The sequence below is a fragment of the Vibrio rotiferianus CAIM 577 = LMG 21460 genome, from assembly GCF_002741985.1.
Classification (GTDB): domain Bacteria; phylum Pseudomonadota; class Gammaproteobacteria; order Enterobacterales; family Vibrionaceae; genus Vibrio; species Vibrio rotiferianus.
The window spans coordinates 25,232-39,471 of the sequence record NZ_APHW01000021.1 but is presented as its reverse complement, the minus strand read 5'-3'; the positions used below and the strand labels follow the sequence as shown (position 1 = coordinate 39,471).

The window sequence follows — 14,240 nt, the reverse complement described above, 5'->3', positions numbered from 1 at the left end:
GAATTTGGCAGTACGAGATAAATGATATTTTTCTTAGCGGTTTTTCACGTGACAAGCTAACGTCCTCATCTGTCTTTGTTGTGAAATGTTATGCCAGTAAATCATCTTTTATTACGTGTTATTTTTGCGCTTACCTTGCTCGTTTTCGGTAGGGTTGTCGCAAGCGAACTTATCCAGCCTCAATACTTAGATAGTGAGCGAACAGACCGCTTTTTCGTGCGCGAAGTAGCGAAACCTTCCAAAGAAAATATGCAACTTCGTAACTCCCTCGATTGGGGCTATGAACTTGAATTGAGACGTTCGCCTGACAAAGAAAAATTGGTATCTAATTGCCAAGATTTAGCTAATGCAAGCTCAGCGGGTTTTACTGCGGCTAAAGCTTATGAATACGGCGCGTTCAAAGCTTATTTAATACAGTGTCGAACATGGAGTGAGATGGCAAAGTTAACTGCCTCTAAGCGTTCATATATATCGAAATTTAAGTTAGATAATAGCTTTCCTAGTTTAGCCCCAAGTGCGCTTGCTTTTGTTATTTCTAACGAAAGCGCTGAGAAAGCAAAAACACTATCAACGTGGGATGAAGCGGATCGTATCCAAAGAACTCAGGTCGCCAGTCCAGTGAGAGCAGAGTACTTCGACGCGACCGATGGTTTTCAAGTCATTACGATTGTGGCAAAAGGGGATTACAACGCTGACGGCATCGAGGATATCGTTATTGAGAAAGAGAATAGCGTACTCAGTGGCTCGTATTCTTCTTCACACGGCTATGTATTAACTCGCATGTCTGAGCAAGCGCTATTTAGTGTGTTGGCTGAATGGTAATGAAACGATTGGCGGTTATTTGTTTTTTAGGTGTTGCCATGGTGAGTACGTTTGCTGTCGTTGATACCTCGCCTAGAAAAGTCTTTGAATGTTCAGTAAACCAAACTATGAACTTTAGTATTTCGATAGAACAAGGCAAAGGCGAGCTTCTCTTTAATAAGTCCATTGTGAATCAAAGCCCAGTTTTTCAGCGGATAAAACCTCAAGATTATCGTGTCGAACATTACCATCGAGCGTTGGTAGATGAGAAGTCACTGGAATTTAGTATTGGTGAGCGCGTCATATTAGTCAGTGAGTACTTTAGCGAGGAGTTTAATGAGGTAGAGAAGATACTCAGTGTTACGTTGAAGCAGTCAGGGCAAACGCAATATTATGAGTGTGAGGAAGGGAGTATGAGTAACCTTGCATTGCTTTTTCAAGAGAGTAGCGATTAACCGATGATATAACAATTATTACCAATACGTAATAGTGTTTTCTTATACGCCCTAATTATCTTGTTAATTGTAACCGATATAATCATCCACCTTACCACGGTAAGTAGATTTTCTCATTCAAGTAACGAGGAGGGCTTATGGCCGTAGGGTGGGCAAACGACGATAGCGTCAGCCAACAAATTCAACATACCATCGACGACGAGATTTCCCGTGTTCGTGGCAATATCAAACAGGGCGAAAGTGCTCATTATTGTGATGAATGCGGAGATGAAATTCCTGAAGCGCGTCGAATAGCCATGAAAGGCGTTCGTTTATGTATCGAATGTCAGTCAACAATCGAATTGGTGTCTCAACGCCAAGCGTTATTTAATCGACGAGCAAGTAAAGATAGCCAATTGCGCTAATCATATTTCGTAGCGGCATTTAGATTATTAGCACGACGCTTAATAATATTGCTCTAAATAGTAAAAACGGTTTGAGTGGCATACTCAAACCGTTCCTGTTTTTATTTTTTAAGTGTTCTTCAAATTTAATGAGCGCATTAAGCGAAGCAATCTTGACGTTGAAGCGCAGCATCAATTGCGTTAACTAGCTTCTCAATATCTTCCGGCTTGCTAATAAATGGCGGCATCATATAAATCAGTTTGCCAAATGGACGAATCCACACACCGTGCTCAACAAACAGTGCTTGGATGGTTTCCATATTCACTGGGCGGTGTGTTTCTACAACGCCAATGGCACCCAACCAACGGGTGTTTTTAACCAAGTCGTATTTGTCCAGTTTTGGCAGTAGTTCAGAAAACAACGTTTCAATTTGCTGGGTTTGTAGCTGCCAGTTGCCTTGTTCTATCAATTCTAAACTTGCGGTGGCCACGGCGCAGGCGAGCGGGTTACCCATAAAGGTTGGGCCGTGCATAAAACACCCAGCATCACCGCCACAAACGGTATCTGCGACGTGTTTGCTAGCTAGGGTCGCTGAGAGGGTCATGTAACCTCCAGTGAGCGCTTTACCGACACACAGAATGTCTGGTTGAATGTCTGCATGTTCGCAGGCAAACAATTTGCCGGTACGCCCAAATCCGGTTGCGATTTCATCTACAATCAATAACAAGCCGTATTTGTCACAAAGCCTACGCACACCTTTGAGAAATTCTGGATGGTAGATACGCATACCGCCTGCACCTTGAACGATAGGCTCTAGAATCACCGCAGCGAGTTCTTGGTGATGCGTTTCAATCTTGTGCGCAAAGTCGGCAAGATCTTCCGGCTTCCATTCATCCCAATAGCCACAAGTAGGTGACTGGGCAAAGATATGCTCAGGCAAAAAACCTTTGTAGAGAGAGTGCATGGAATTATCAGGATCGGTGACCGACATAGCCGCAAAGGTGTCGCCGTGATAACCGTGTCGCAAAGTAAGAAACTTCGGTCGGCGTTCGCCCTTCGCATGCCAATATTGCAACGCCATCTTCAAGCTGACTTCTACGGCAACGGAGCCAGAATCAGCCAGAAAGACATGTTCAAGGTTGCTTGGTGCAAGGGCCAATAGCTTTTTACACAAACTGATTGCTGGCTGGTGGGTAATACCGCCAAACATCACGTGAGAGACTTGATCGATTTGCAGGTGAGCCGCTTGATTTAAGTGCGGGTGGTTGTAGCCGTGGATCGTTGACCACCAAGAAGACATACCATCTACAAGCTCTGTCCCGTCTTCCAATTTAATGTGGACACCACTTGCTGATGCCACTGGGTAGCAGGTCAGAGGTGTCAACGTCGAAGTGTAGGGATGCCAGATGTGCTGGCGGTCGAAGGCGAGATCCATGTGCTATTCCAATAGTAATTAAGATTAAAAAATAAACAGATGTAAACTTTGTTGTTTGGTGTTGTGTTGACAGTTTATCGAGACTCAGTAGACTGTCAACACAACAAAAAAAGTGACTAAAGGAATACACGTGGAAGTTCGTCATAACTGGACGCACGCTGAAGTGCGCGATCTCATGGAAAAACCGTTCATGGATCTGCTATTCGAAGCACAGCTTGTTCATCGTCAATACCAACAAACCAACCATGTTCAAGTAAGCACGCTTCTTTCGATTAAGACAGGTGCTTGTCCGGAAGATTGTAAGTACTGTCCTCAGAGTGCTCGTTACACCACAGACATAGAAAAAGAGCGTCTGATGGAAGTAGAACGCGTACTCGACGCTGCGCAAAAAGCGAAAAACGCGGGTTCTACTCGATTCTGTATGGGCGCAGCGTGGAAGAACCCTAAAGAGCGTGATATGCCGCACTTGACAGACATGATCAAAGGCGTGAAAGGCATGGGTTTAGAAACGTGTATGACGTTAGGCATGTTGACGCCAGACCAAGCAAAGCAACTGGCAACTGCAGGTTTGGATTACTACAACCACAATCTAGATACCTCACCTGAGTTCTACGGCAACATCATTACCACACGTACCTATCAAGACCGTTTAGATACCTTGTCCCACGTTCGTGATGCTGGCATGAAGATTTGTTCTGGTGGCATTATCGGTATGGGTGAGAGTGCCAATGACCGAGCGGGCTTGTTGGTTGAATTAGCTAACTTGCCAGTGCATCCTGAAAGCGTGCCAATCAACATGTTGGTTAAGGTGAAAGGCACACCACTGGAAGAGGTGGACGATGTTGAGCCGTTCGATTTCATTCGCTTGATTGCGATTGCACGTATCATGATGCCTCAATCAGCGGTTCGTCTATCGGCTGGCCGTGAAAACATGAACGAACAAATGCAAGCGCTGTGTTTTATGGCGGGTGCAAACTCAGTCTTCTATGGCTGCAAACTTCTGACCACGCCAAACCCTTCTGAAGATAAAGACATGATGTTGTTCAATAAGCTCGGCATTAACAGCCAAGAAGTGTCTCAAAAACCTGATGAAATCGAAGAAAACGAGTTGCTGGATCGCGTTGTAGAGCGTGTTGCTGCTCGTCCAACAAAAGACGACCTTTTCTACGATGCCAGCGTTTAAATCTCGTATCGAGTCCGCCCTTGCCGACCGTAAAGCGCAGGGGCTGAATCGTTCGATGAATGTGGTGTTTTCCGGCAACCAATCGATTTTGGAGTACGAAGGCAGACGCTACATCAACTTCTCAAGTAACGACTACTTAGGCTTGGCCAATGACCAAGCGCTTGTTCGTGCTTGGCAACAAGGTTTGAGTGTATACGGCAGCGGTAGCGGCGCCTCTCCAATGGTGACAGGCTTTAGTGCGGCGCATAGTAATTTAGAAGCTGCATTGACCGAATGGCTGGGTTACGAACGGGCAATCCTGTTTGGCTCTGGATTCAGTGCCAATCAAGCGTTGTTATTCACCTTGCTAGAAAAATCAGACGTACTCATTCAAGACCGTTTGAACCATGCTTCTTTGATGGAGGCAGGGATGTTGTCGCCAGCTAAAATGAAGCGCTTTAAACATAACGACATCGAGCACCTAAAATCGCTGCTGAGTAGCGAAGACAATCATCTGGTCGTAACTGAAGGGGTATTCAGTATGGACGGGGATTGTGCACCGCTTGCTGATATCGCAGAAGTTACAAGCAGCCACGATGCTTGGTTTGCCGTCGATGATGCACACGGTATTGGTGTTCTTGGTGAATCCGGTGGTGGGTCTTGCGAGCTGGCAACAGTTAAGCCTGAGTTGTTGATCGTTACTTTTGGCAAAGCTTTTGGTATGTCTGGCGCGGCTATCTTATGTGACCACGCAACGGGGGACTTTTTAACTCAGTTTGCTCGTCACCATGTGTATTCCACGGCGATACCGCCAGCACAAGCGTATGCGTTGACGCATGCTGTCTCTATGATTCAAGAGCAGTCTTGGCGACGTGAAAAGCTTGCAGAGCTAAGTGAAGTTTATCGAGATAGCCTCAACGAACTCGACGGTTTTGTTGAAACGAAAACCTCGATTAAGCCATTTATGATTGGTGAATCCGAACTGGCTTTACAGGTTGCAAGCGCTTGTCGTCAAAACGGTATTTGGGTGACAGCGATTCGTCCACCGACGGTACCTAAAGGAACATCTCGTCTTCGAATTACACTCACTGCCAATCACACTAATGAACAAGTTAAAACGCTTTCAGTGGCACTGAAGCAAGCATTAGGAGCGCTGTAATGGATAATGCAACCACCGCTTTAGCAGAAACGGCCGCATTGGAGAGTTTCTATCAAGACAAGGATGCGATTGCCTCTTCGTTTGGCAAAGCAGCAGAAACGTACGACAAACACGCGGCGTTTCAGCGTGATGTTGGACATCGCTTGCTTGATAAGCTTCCAGAGGACTTAACGGGTAAACGCGTTCTCGATTTGGGCTGTGGTACAGGCTACTTCTCTCACCTGCTCCAACAGCGTGGCGCAGAAGTGGTTTGTGGCGATATCTCACAAGCGATGTTAGATAAAGCGCAGCAGCGTTGTGGTACACAGCGAATGCAGTACCAGTTAGCTGATGCCGAAAACTTGCCATTTGATGATGAGAGCTTCGATTACGTTTTTTCAAGTTTAGCTTTGCAATGGTGTGTGGATTTAAGCTACCCACTGCGAGAATTGCGTCGTGTGCTAAAGCGAGGAGGGACGGGATGCTTCTCTACTCTGGCGGATGGCTCGTTGTATGAGTTACGCGAGGCGTGGTCAAAAATTGATACACATCAACACGTGAATAACTTTATTACCCACAATCAGGTAAAAATTGCGTTAGCGCAATCTTGGTGCCACAACCATCATCTAGACTTGACCCCCATCACAGTTTGGTACGACTCAGCGTTTTCTGTCATGCGTGATCTCAAAGGCATTGGTGCAAATCACGTAAGCGGGCGCTCACATGGCTTGACGAGCCGTCGCACTTTGTTGCAAGTTGAGCGTGCGTACCAAGCATTTAGAAACGATCAAGGTCTTCTACCTGCAAGTTATCAGGTTTGTTTTGGAGTCATAGTTAAATGATTGATGCATTTTTTATTGCTGGTACGGATACTGATGTAGGAAAAACGGTAGCGTCTAAAGCTATTTTGCAGGCACTTGGTGCAAAAGGGCTTAACACCATTGGTTATAAACCAGTGGCAGCAGGAAGCGACAAGACGGCTGAAGGTTGGCGTAACTCGGATGCATTGCATCTGCAGAAAGCCGCGACGTTAGATATCGCATACGACGATGTAAACCCATATGCTTTGGAATTACCTTCTTCTCCCCACATCGCCGCTAAGCACGAACACGTAGAGATTAAGTACGAAGTATTGAGCGAAAAACTAGCTCAGCACAAAGAGCAGTCGGATATTGTTCTTGTAGAAGGTGCCGGTGGTTGGCGCGTACCTGTATCTGACACTGATAGTTTGTCAACTTGGGTTCAGCAAGAGCAATTACCAGTAGTACTGGTTGTAGGTATTAAACTGGGTTGTTTGAGCCATGCATTGCTCACGGCTGAGATCATCAAAGCGGATGGTCTGAATCTAGTCGGTTGGGTTGCAAACCGCGTTAACCCAGGCACAGAGCACTATGCGGAAATCATCGATATGTTGGAAGATCGTATTGATGCACCAAAGTTAGGTGAGATTCCGTACATTCCAAGTGCGAAGCGTAAAGAGTTAGGTAAATACATCAATGTTGAGCCACTGCTTAACATATAAACCTACGAATGAGCTGTAAATATCAAAAGGGCTGCACAATGCAGCCCTTTTCTCATGTAAACCTATGTGTCTAATCGTAAGATTCGACGTTTAGTTTATTTCTCTTGGCTAAGCCCCATCAAAGCTTGTTGCGTTTCAGCAACGCGCTTTGACATGTGAGCATCGGTTGAAATACCTAGCTGTTGTTTTGCCTCATCCTCTGAGATACCTAGATGACAACAAAGTAGATCGATAGCCATTTGATAGTCGTTAGTTTCTACCATGATTTTTCCCTCAAGACATGGAAGTTTGGAACTGCTTTTTTGTCCTTAAAGCTCGCCCCGTTTCGTTCATCTAAGCTGAATCTAGCACGTACAGATAGTCGCACAATAAGACCAAAGTCTATACCTAGGCTAAGGCGCTGTTTCTATGGGAGTTAAATTTTGCAGTTTGTGTAAATATTTCAATCTCGAAAACAAATGTTGCAATTTATTGCTTAACCTTGTTTTTATCGAGGATAGACTATATCTATAACGCAACGGAGCACGAAACCAAGCAGAGCGAGCTTTTCAGACGTTCTGTTACTTAGATATAAATCTTGTTCCATATAATAATCCGTTTTAAAAAAACGATAAGCTTCCTCGGAGAAAAGTAATGAAGCGAATTATGTTATTCCTAGCAACTAACCTAGCAGTCGTGCTAGTGCTTAGTGTTGTTCTGAATATTGTTTACGCTGTAACTGGAATGCAGCCAGGCAGTCTGTCTGGTCTACTACTGATGGCAGCAGTGTTTGGTTTTGGTGGCGCATTCATCTCGCTAATGATGTCTAAGAGCATGGCACTACGCTCGGTAGGCGGCATGGTGATTGAGAGCCCACGTAACGAAACTGAACATTGGCTTCTAGAAACAGTTGGGCGCCAAGCTCAACAAGCGGGCATCGGTATGCCAACCGTCGCTATTTATGATGCGGCAGACATCAACGCATTTGCAACCGGTGCTAAGCGTGATGATTCGCTAGTTGCAGTATCTACTGGTCTTTTGCACAACATGACTCGTGATGAAGCGGAAGCGGTACTTGCGCATGAGGTTAGCCACATCGCTAACGGTGATATGGTGACCATGACGCTAATGCAAGGTGTCGTGAATACCTTCGTTATCTTCCTATCTCGTTTCATTGCTAACATTGTTGCTTCGAATGACGATGAGGAAGGTCAAGGCTCAAACATGATGGTTTACTTCATTGTGTCCATGGTGCTTGAACTGGTGTTCGGCTTCCTAGCTAGCTTCCTTACTATGTGGTACAGCCGTCATCGCGAATTCCACGCTGACGCGGGTGCAGCGCATCTAGTGGGTAAAGAGAAGATGATCGCTGCGCTTGAGCGTTTGAAGATGAGCCACGAATCTCAACTGGATGGCACTATGATGGCGTTTGGTATCAACGGTAAGCGTTCGATGACTGAGCTTCTAATGAGCCACCCACCGCTAGATAAGCGTATTGCGGCACTACGTAGCCAACAGTACTAATCATTCAGCAAGTAAATAGTTAATCTCCTGAAAAGGCTTGGTTTTTTGACCAAGCCTTTTTTTGTATCTATTGATCGCTACCGCACTCCATCACGTATCACTCTACAGAAACAAAGTTATACAAAAATATTTTTGTACAACTTTTCATGATTGAGCTATCTTGTACATATAATAATTTTGTACAACTGTTGAAGGTGATATAGGAGCGTAAGAATGGACATTCAGTCAGTTGGCAACATTTATCAAAAGCTGAGCAAGGCAAATTTGCACTTGCTAGAAGAGGTTTACCACCAGGATGTAGTGTTTGAAGATGCTGCTCATCGTCTAGAGGGGTGGCCTGCGCTGTCGGATTACTTTCAATCACTTTATACCAATGTCATTCGTTGTGATTTCGTCATTCATGACCATCAACAAGTCGGGGAGACTGGATTCCTCACTTGGACGATGGATTTGCAGCACCCAAAACTACAGAAAGGCTCACCTATTTCGGTGAACGGCGTTTCGCATCTTAAATTCTGCGACGGGCAGGTTATTTATCATCGAGACTATTTTGACTTGGGTGAAATGCTATACGAAAACCTGCCGCTACTTGGCTCTGTGGTTAAAACCATCAAACAGAGGCTAGGACAATGAGTGGTTCGGTACTGATTACAGGGGCGACTTCGGGGATTGGACGTCAGCTCGCATTGGACTATGCAAACTCAGGCTGGAAAGTGATTGCCTGCGGACGCAATGAGGCCGTGTTGGCAGAGCTTGAGGGCGCGTCGAAGAACGTCTCAACCTTACGTTTTGATGTGACGCAGTATGACGAAACGCTCCAAACACTGTCTGAATTGCCTTTTAATCCTGAAAACTGGATTTTCAACGCTGGCGACTGCGAATACATGGATGACGGCGTTGTTGACGCGAAACTCATGGCGCGCGTTATGAACGTGAATGTGGTTGGTGTCGCTAATTGTGTTGAAGCTTGTCAGCCTCGCTTTGAACGTGGTCATCGTGTCGTGATTGTTGGTTCCATTGCATCGGAAGTCGCATTGCCTCGAGCAGAGGCTTACGGCGCATCTAAAGCCGCAGTGAGTTATTTCGCACGCACGCTGGCAGTCGACTTAAAGAAGAAAGGGATCAAAGTCGTCACGGTTTTCCCCGGCTTTGTTGAAACGCCTCTCACTGACAAAAACACTTTTGATATGCCGATGATTGTGTCGGTAAAGCAGGCTTCTGCTGCCATCCGCAAACAGTTGGACGCAAATAAAAGCCACATCTATTTCCCAGCGAGATTCACTGGCATTTTGCGCTTTATCTCGCTGCTTCCCTACAGCTGGCAAGCACGGCTAACCGCAAAACTCGTATCATAAGAAGGAAGAAGCATGAACGTTGCAGGAAGAAAGAAAATCGCCATCGTTGGTACCGGGATTTCTGGTCTCACTTGTGGCTATTACTTGCATAAAGAACATGACGTAACGTTGTTCGAGGCGAATGACTACATAGGCGGGCATACGGCGACTGTCGACGTGAGCCTTGACGGAAAAGAGTACGCGATCGACACCGGCTTTATTGTTTACAACGACCGGACTTACCCAAACTTCATCAAAATGATGAACGAAATTGGTGTCGAAGGTTTGCCGACCCAAATGAGCTTCAGCGTCAGAAACGATGGTAATGGCTTGGAGTACAACGGCCACACCGTGTCGACATTGTTTGCTCAAAAACGAAACTGGGTGAACCCAAAATTCTACCGCTTTATCTCCGAGATCCTTCGTTTTAACAAACTGGCGAAAAGCTTTGCTAACGATAACTCGACAGACTCTCAGACTCTAGGGGAGTTTCTTGACGAACACGACTTCAGCCCGTTTTTTACTGATAACTACATATTACCGATGGGTGCCGCAATCTGGTCATCGACCTTGGCTGACATGCGCGCATTCCCGTTAATGTTCTTCTTGCGATTCTTCCTCAATCACGGATTGTTAGATATCACAAACCGCCCGCAATGGTATGTGATAAAAGGCGGCTCGCGCTCTTACATTGGGCCGTTGAGCAGAGGCTTTGCCGATAATATTCGTCTTAACAGCCCAGTCGAAAAAGTCATCCGTACTGATAACGGTGTTGGTATTGAAGTTCATGGTGAGACGCACTGGTTTGATGACGTTATCTTCGCATGCCACAGTGACCAAGCAATGCGAATGCTGGGCGATATAAGCTCTACCGAACAAGAAATCTTAGGCGACATGGCGTACCAAGCAAACGAGGTCGTGTTGCATACGGATATCGGCCTGTTGCCAAAACGCAAGGCGGCGTGGGCGGCGTGGAATTACCTACTTGATGGCAGTCAAGAAGAGCAAGAGCGTCTGCCTTCTTTGACTTATAACATGAACATACTGCAGCACATTCAGTCTGAGCATACTTTCTGTGTCACGTTGAACAGTATGAAAAAAATCAACCCAAACAAGATTCTACGTTCATTCACTTACCATCATCCAGTGTTTACCACGGAGTCTATTGCCGCCCAGCAACGTAAAGACGAAGTCCAAGGCAAACAGAGCACATGGTTCTGTGGTGCCTATTGGTACAACGGCTTCCATGAAGATGGTGTTCGTAGCGCGCTTGATGTCGTTCAAGGGCTAGAAGAAAAATACCGCGAGCAAAATGTGGTGCCCTTTGAAAAAGGCGCGGCGTGATATGAGTAGCCAGATAAACAGCCGATTGTTTATAGGCAATGTTCGCCACCGTCGATTCACGCCTGTGAGTCATGAGCTGAATTACTCACTATTTATGCCTGCCATCGACTTAGATGAACTTGAGGCGTTGGAGAAAAATGTCTGGGGCTTTGGAGCATGCTGGTGGCATTGGGCACGTTTTAAGCGCAGTGATTACATCGGTGGTAAAGGATGCATTAAGTCAGCCGTTCAAGACAAACTGGAAGCGCTCACTGGTGTTCGTTTGACGGGTAAAGTGATTGCCGTTTGTCACCTGCGTTACTTAGGGCTCTATTTCAGTCCGGTCAATTTCTACTACGTTTATAACAAGGAGGGCGAGTGGAAGTACCTGCTGGCAGAAGTCAGCAACACCCCTTGGAATGAACGTCATTATTACGCAATAGCGGCAAATGAACAGGATGAAAACTTTGGTTGGGAGCAAGACAAAGCGTTTCATGTGTCGCCTTTTAACCCAATTGACCAACGCTACCATTGGAAAATCAAACCTTTGACAGACAAGTTGAATATCCATCTTGAATGCCACAAAGGTGAAAAACATTTTGATGCCACCATGGCGATGAAAGCTCAGCCACTTTCAAGTAAAACCTTATTGAAGTGCTTGATCGTTACGCCGATTCAAACGGTAAAAGTCATGGTTGGTATTTACTGGCACGCTCTAAAACTTTGGATTAAAGGCGCGCCTTTTTACTCACATCCTAAATACGCTCAACCTGAAACAACAGAACCTGAGCAAGTGAGTAAAGAAGAAAAGAATAATAAGCACAAGGAGAACTCTGCATGTTAAATACGACTTCTATGGCAATGCCGCGTGAATTAACGACGACGCAAAAAGCGGCTCGTGGAGTTCTTTTTCAGTGTCTTCAAAAGATGGAAATCGGCTGCTTAACGGTTATTGAGAGCTTCAAAACAGAAACGACTGAGCGCAGTGAGAGATTCTCAACGCCAAATGGAGAATATAACGGTGAGCCAGTTGTGGCGACGATTGAGGTCAAGCATCCGGGCTTTTACTCACGCATTTTACAAGGCGGTAGTATTGCAGCAGGTGAAGCTTACATGGACGGCTGGTGGGATAGCCCAGATTTGACGGCATTGATGAAGTTGATGGCTCTCAACATGCGTGCACTGGATAAGCTCGAAGAGCAGGGCAGTTGGCTTACAAGGTTGTTGTATAAGTTCAGTCATTGGACTAACCGCAACTCGCAAGAAAACTCCCGTAAGAATATTCATGCTCACTACGACTTGGGTAATAACTTGTATGAAGCGTTTCTTGATACCAACATGCTGTATTCGTCAGCATTGTACAACGAAGTGGGCGACTCATTAGAACAGGCACAAATCAACAAAATGGATCGATTGTGTCAGCAACTTGAGCTGAAAGCTAGCGATCATGTCATCGAAATTGGCACCGGCTGGGGTGCAATGGCGATTTACATGGTTGAACAATATGGCTGTCAGGTGACGACGACAACCATTTCTGAAGAGCAGCATGCGTACGCGGAACAGAAGATCAAAGAGCGTGGCTTAGAAGGTAAAGTCATTTTGCTTAAAGAGGATTACCGCAACCTCACCGGAACTTACGACAAGCTTGTTTCTATAGAGATGATTGAAGCGGTGGGTAAGCAGTTTCTGCCTTCTTACATCAAGAAGTGTGAATCCTTGTTGAAGTCGGGGGGGGCTTGATGGCGATTCAAGCGATTACGATTGCCGACCAGCGCTACGATTACTACAGCAACAATGTCGATTTTATTCAGAAGTACATTTTTCCAGGAGGCTTTTTACCTTCAGTCACATCCCTTACTCAAGCAACGACGAAGTACAGTGACTTGGTTACCCGAGATCTGTTTGATATTGGGTTGGATTACGCTAAAACGCTTAACGAGTGGCATCATCGCTTTAATCAAGCTGAGAGTGAAGTGCGCTCGTTTGGTTACGATGATCGCTTCGTGCGCATGTGGCGTTATTACTTGAGCTACTGTGAGGGTGGCTTCTTAGCTCGCACGATCAGTGCCGTTCACATGACGTTTCAGCGTCCGTAGTTCGTTATGAGAGTGTTTGTTGCATCAACATGGTTCCAACTCTGCTGGTTTGCCGCGGTGCTTGGGACCTATCAATGGCAGTGGCTGACGTTAATACTCACGTTATTTACCTTGGTGTACTGCTGGAGAGCCGCCCCCTCCGCTCTCAAGAATATCGCCATGATTGTATCTATCGGCTTGGTCTTAGATACCTTCAATAAGCAATTTTCCCTCTTTATATTCCCAACCCCTTGGTTGCCCATATGGCTTGTTTGTCTGTGGGTTTTATTCTCATGGTATGCCTACCAACTCAAGCCAATTTTGTACCGTTTTCCAAAAACCTACGTATCTATAGTAGGCGGTATCGGAGGAACAGCGAGTTACTTTGCTGGCTACAAACTCCAAGCCGTTGAATTTGGCCTCAGCATTGGCACCACGCTTACGATCTTGTTCGTCGAATGGTGCGCAATGATGCTTCTGATACTCAAGGTGTACGGAAATGAAAAGCTTGAAGAGAAATTGGAGACGGAAACTGATTAGCAGTGTTATGGCAGCCTCCTTGTTCTATGCAGTGCCTTTGCAAGCCCAAAATGTGGTTGGTTTGAGTGAGATAATAACCACTAGCAATTGGCAACAATGGCAAACGGTCGGCGAAGCTCAACTCACTTGGTTTGTTTTTGATATCTACAAGTCCCGCCTTAAAGCACCCGATGGTCAGTACTCGGTGTCTAGAGACGTTTCTCCCCATCCTTTTGCTTTAGAGATCAACTACCAGCGCGATATCAGTAAAGAGCAGCTGCTCAATGTGACTGATGAGCAGTGGCAAAAGCTGGGCTTTACGGAGCCTTACCGACAAAAGTGGATCTTGGAGCTGGACACTATGTTTCCCAACATTAAGAAGGGTGATGAGCTTACCTATCTCACTGATGGTAAAAATGGGCAACTTATCTATCGAAAAGCCGGGAGCGAGCCGTATCAAACCGTCGGATATGTGAAAGATGAGCGACTTAATGATGCGTTTCTTTCGATTTGGTTATCACCGAAAACAGAGTTTCCTAAACTTCGTAAACAACTGATAGGGCAGGTAAGGTAGTGAAATTATTAAAAC

Annotated in this window: 16 protein-coding genes and 1 pseudogene; 15 read left to right on the top strand and 2 right to left on the bottom strand. The window is 45.7% G+C overall.

The genetic code is table 11. The features are described from left to right. The first annotated feature begins 90 nt into the window (after nt 1-90). The 3 genes from B853_RS09620 to B853_RS09610 all read left to right on the top strand — a co-directional run bounded on the left by B853_RS09620 (nt 91) and on the right by B853_RS09610 (nt 1,660). Complete coding sequence (locus B853_RS09620) at nt 91-822, top strand: hypothetical protein (RefSeq protein ID WP_038882785.1); 732 nt, start codon at nt 91-93, stop codon at nt 820-822. Then, a complete protein-coding gene (locus B853_RS09615) occupies nt 816-1,256 on the top strand; it encodes a hypothetical protein (RefSeq protein ID WP_038882786.1) in 441 nt (146 codons plus the stop codon). Before B853_RS09620 ends, B853_RS09615 begins: the two co-directional genes overlap by 7 nt. 137 nt (nt 1,257-1,393) lie before the next feature. Continuing rightward, entirely contained in the window at nt 1,394-1,660 is a 267-nt protein-coding gene (locus tag B853_RS09610; protein WP_012127608.1) for a DksA/TraR family C4-type zinc finger protein, read from the top strand. 137 nt (nt 1,661-1,797) lie between these two features. Here the strand turns inward: B853_RS09610 and bioA are convergent, their stop codons facing one another. Then, entirely contained in the window at nt 1,798-3,075 is a 1,278-nt protein-coding gene (gene bioA, locus B853_RS09605) for an adenosylmethionine--8-amino-7-oxononanoate transaminase (RefSeq protein WP_038882787.1), read from the bottom strand. 130 nt (nt 3,076-3,205) lie between these two features. Between bioA and bioB the strand changes: the two genes are divergently transcribed. The 4 genes from bioB to bioD are packed head-to-tail and all read left to right on the top strand — an operon-like array spanning nt 3,206 to nt 6,897. Further along, entirely contained in the window at nt 3,206-4,258 is a 1,053-nt protein-coding gene (gene bioB, locus B853_RS09600) for a biotin synthase BioB (RefSeq protein ID WP_005378222.1), read from the top strand. Continuing rightward, nucleotides 4,245-5,396 (top strand): 8-amino-7-oxononanoate synthase, encoded by a 1,152-nt coding sequence (bioF, locus tag B853_RS09595; protein WP_038882788.1) that lies wholly within the window; start codon nt 4,245-4,247, stop codon nt 5,394-5,396. Before bioB ends, bioF begins: the two co-directional genes overlap by 14 nt. Continuing rightward, nucleotides 5,396-6,217 (top strand): malonyl-ACP O-methyltransferase BioC, encoded by an 822-nt coding sequence (gene bioC / locus B853_RS09590; protein WP_038882789.1) that lies wholly within the window; start codon nt 5,396-5,398, stop codon nt 6,215-6,217. The genes bioF and bioC overlap by 1 nt, the downstream gene beginning before the upstream one ends. Next, nucleotides 6,214-6,897 carry a dethiobiotin synthase gene (gene bioD, locus B853_RS09585; protein ID WP_010449200.1) on the top strand — a complete coding sequence of 228 codons (684 nt, stop codon included), beginning with the start codon at nt 6,214-6,216 and terminating at the stop codon, nt 6,895-6,897. Before bioC ends, bioD begins: the two co-directional genes overlap by 4 nt. 95 nt (nt 6,898-6,992) lie before the next feature. Here the strand turns inward: bioD and B853_RS09580 are convergent, their stop codons facing one another. Continuing rightward, a complete protein-coding gene (locus B853_RS09580) occupies nt 6,993-7,160 on the bottom strand; it encodes a hypothetical protein (RefSeq protein WP_010449198.1) in 168 nt (55 codons plus the stop codon). Nucleotides 7,161-7,530: 370 nt separating this feature from the next. Here B853_RS09580 and htpX point away from each other — a divergent pair, with 370 nt between their 5' ends. The 8 genes and pseudogenes from htpX to B853_RS09540 all read left to right on the top strand — a co-directional run bounded on the left by htpX (nt 7,531) and on the right by B853_RS09540 (nt 14,225). Then, nucleotides 7,531-8,400 carry a protease HtpX gene (htpX, locus tag B853_RS09575; RefSeq protein ID WP_081641135.1) on the top strand — a complete coding sequence of 290 codons (870 nt, stop codon included), beginning with the start codon at nt 7,531-7,533 and terminating at the stop codon, nt 8,398-8,400. Between the two features lie 213 nt (nt 8,401-8,613). After that, on the top strand, nt 8,614-9,033 hold the full coding sequence (locus tag B853_RS09570) for a nuclear transport factor 2 family protein (RefSeq protein ID WP_038882791.1): 420 nt from the start codon (nt 8,614-8,616) through the stop codon (nt 9,031-9,033). Then, nucleotides 9,030-9,755, top strand: a complete 726-nt coding sequence (locus B853_RS09565; protein WP_038882792.1) for an SDR family oxidoreductase — start codon at nt 9,030-9,032, stop codon at nt 9,753-9,755. Before B853_RS09570 ends, B853_RS09565 begins: the two co-directional genes overlap by 4 nt. Before the next feature lie 12 nt (nt 9,756-9,767). Further along, entirely contained in the window at nt 9,768-11,078 is a 1,311-nt protein-coding gene (locus tag B853_RS09560) for an NAD(P)/FAD-dependent oxidoreductase (protein WP_038882793.1), read from the top strand. Between the two features lies 1 nt (nt 11,079). Next, the gene (locus B853_RS09555) at nt 11,080-11,901 is read left to right on the top strand and encodes a DUF1365 domain-containing protein (RefSeq protein ID WP_038882794.1); all 822 of its coding nucleotides are present in this window, start codon (nt 11,080-11,082) and stop codon (nt 11,899-11,901) included. Then, nucleotides 11,895-13,153, top strand: a pseudogene (locus B853_RS09550) (class I SAM-dependent methyltransferase). The gene B853_RS09555 and the pseudogene B853_RS09550 overlap by 7 nt, the downstream one beginning before the upstream one ends. A 6-nt stretch (nt 13,154-13,159) precedes the next feature. Then, nucleotides 13,160-13,672: a DUF2878 domain-containing protein gene (locus B853_RS09545; protein ID WP_038882796.1), complete on the top strand. Its 513-nt coding sequence runs from the start codon at nt 13,160-13,162 to the stop codon at nt 13,670-13,672. Continuing rightward, nucleotides 13,632-14,225 carry a chalcone isomerase family protein gene (locus B853_RS09540; protein ID WP_038882797.1) on the top strand — a complete coding sequence of 198 codons (594 nt, stop codon included), beginning with the start codon at nt 13,632-13,634 and terminating at the stop codon, nt 14,223-14,225. Before B853_RS09545 ends, B853_RS09540 begins: the two co-directional genes overlap by 41 nt. Nucleotides 14,226-14,240: the final 15 nt, after the last annotated feature.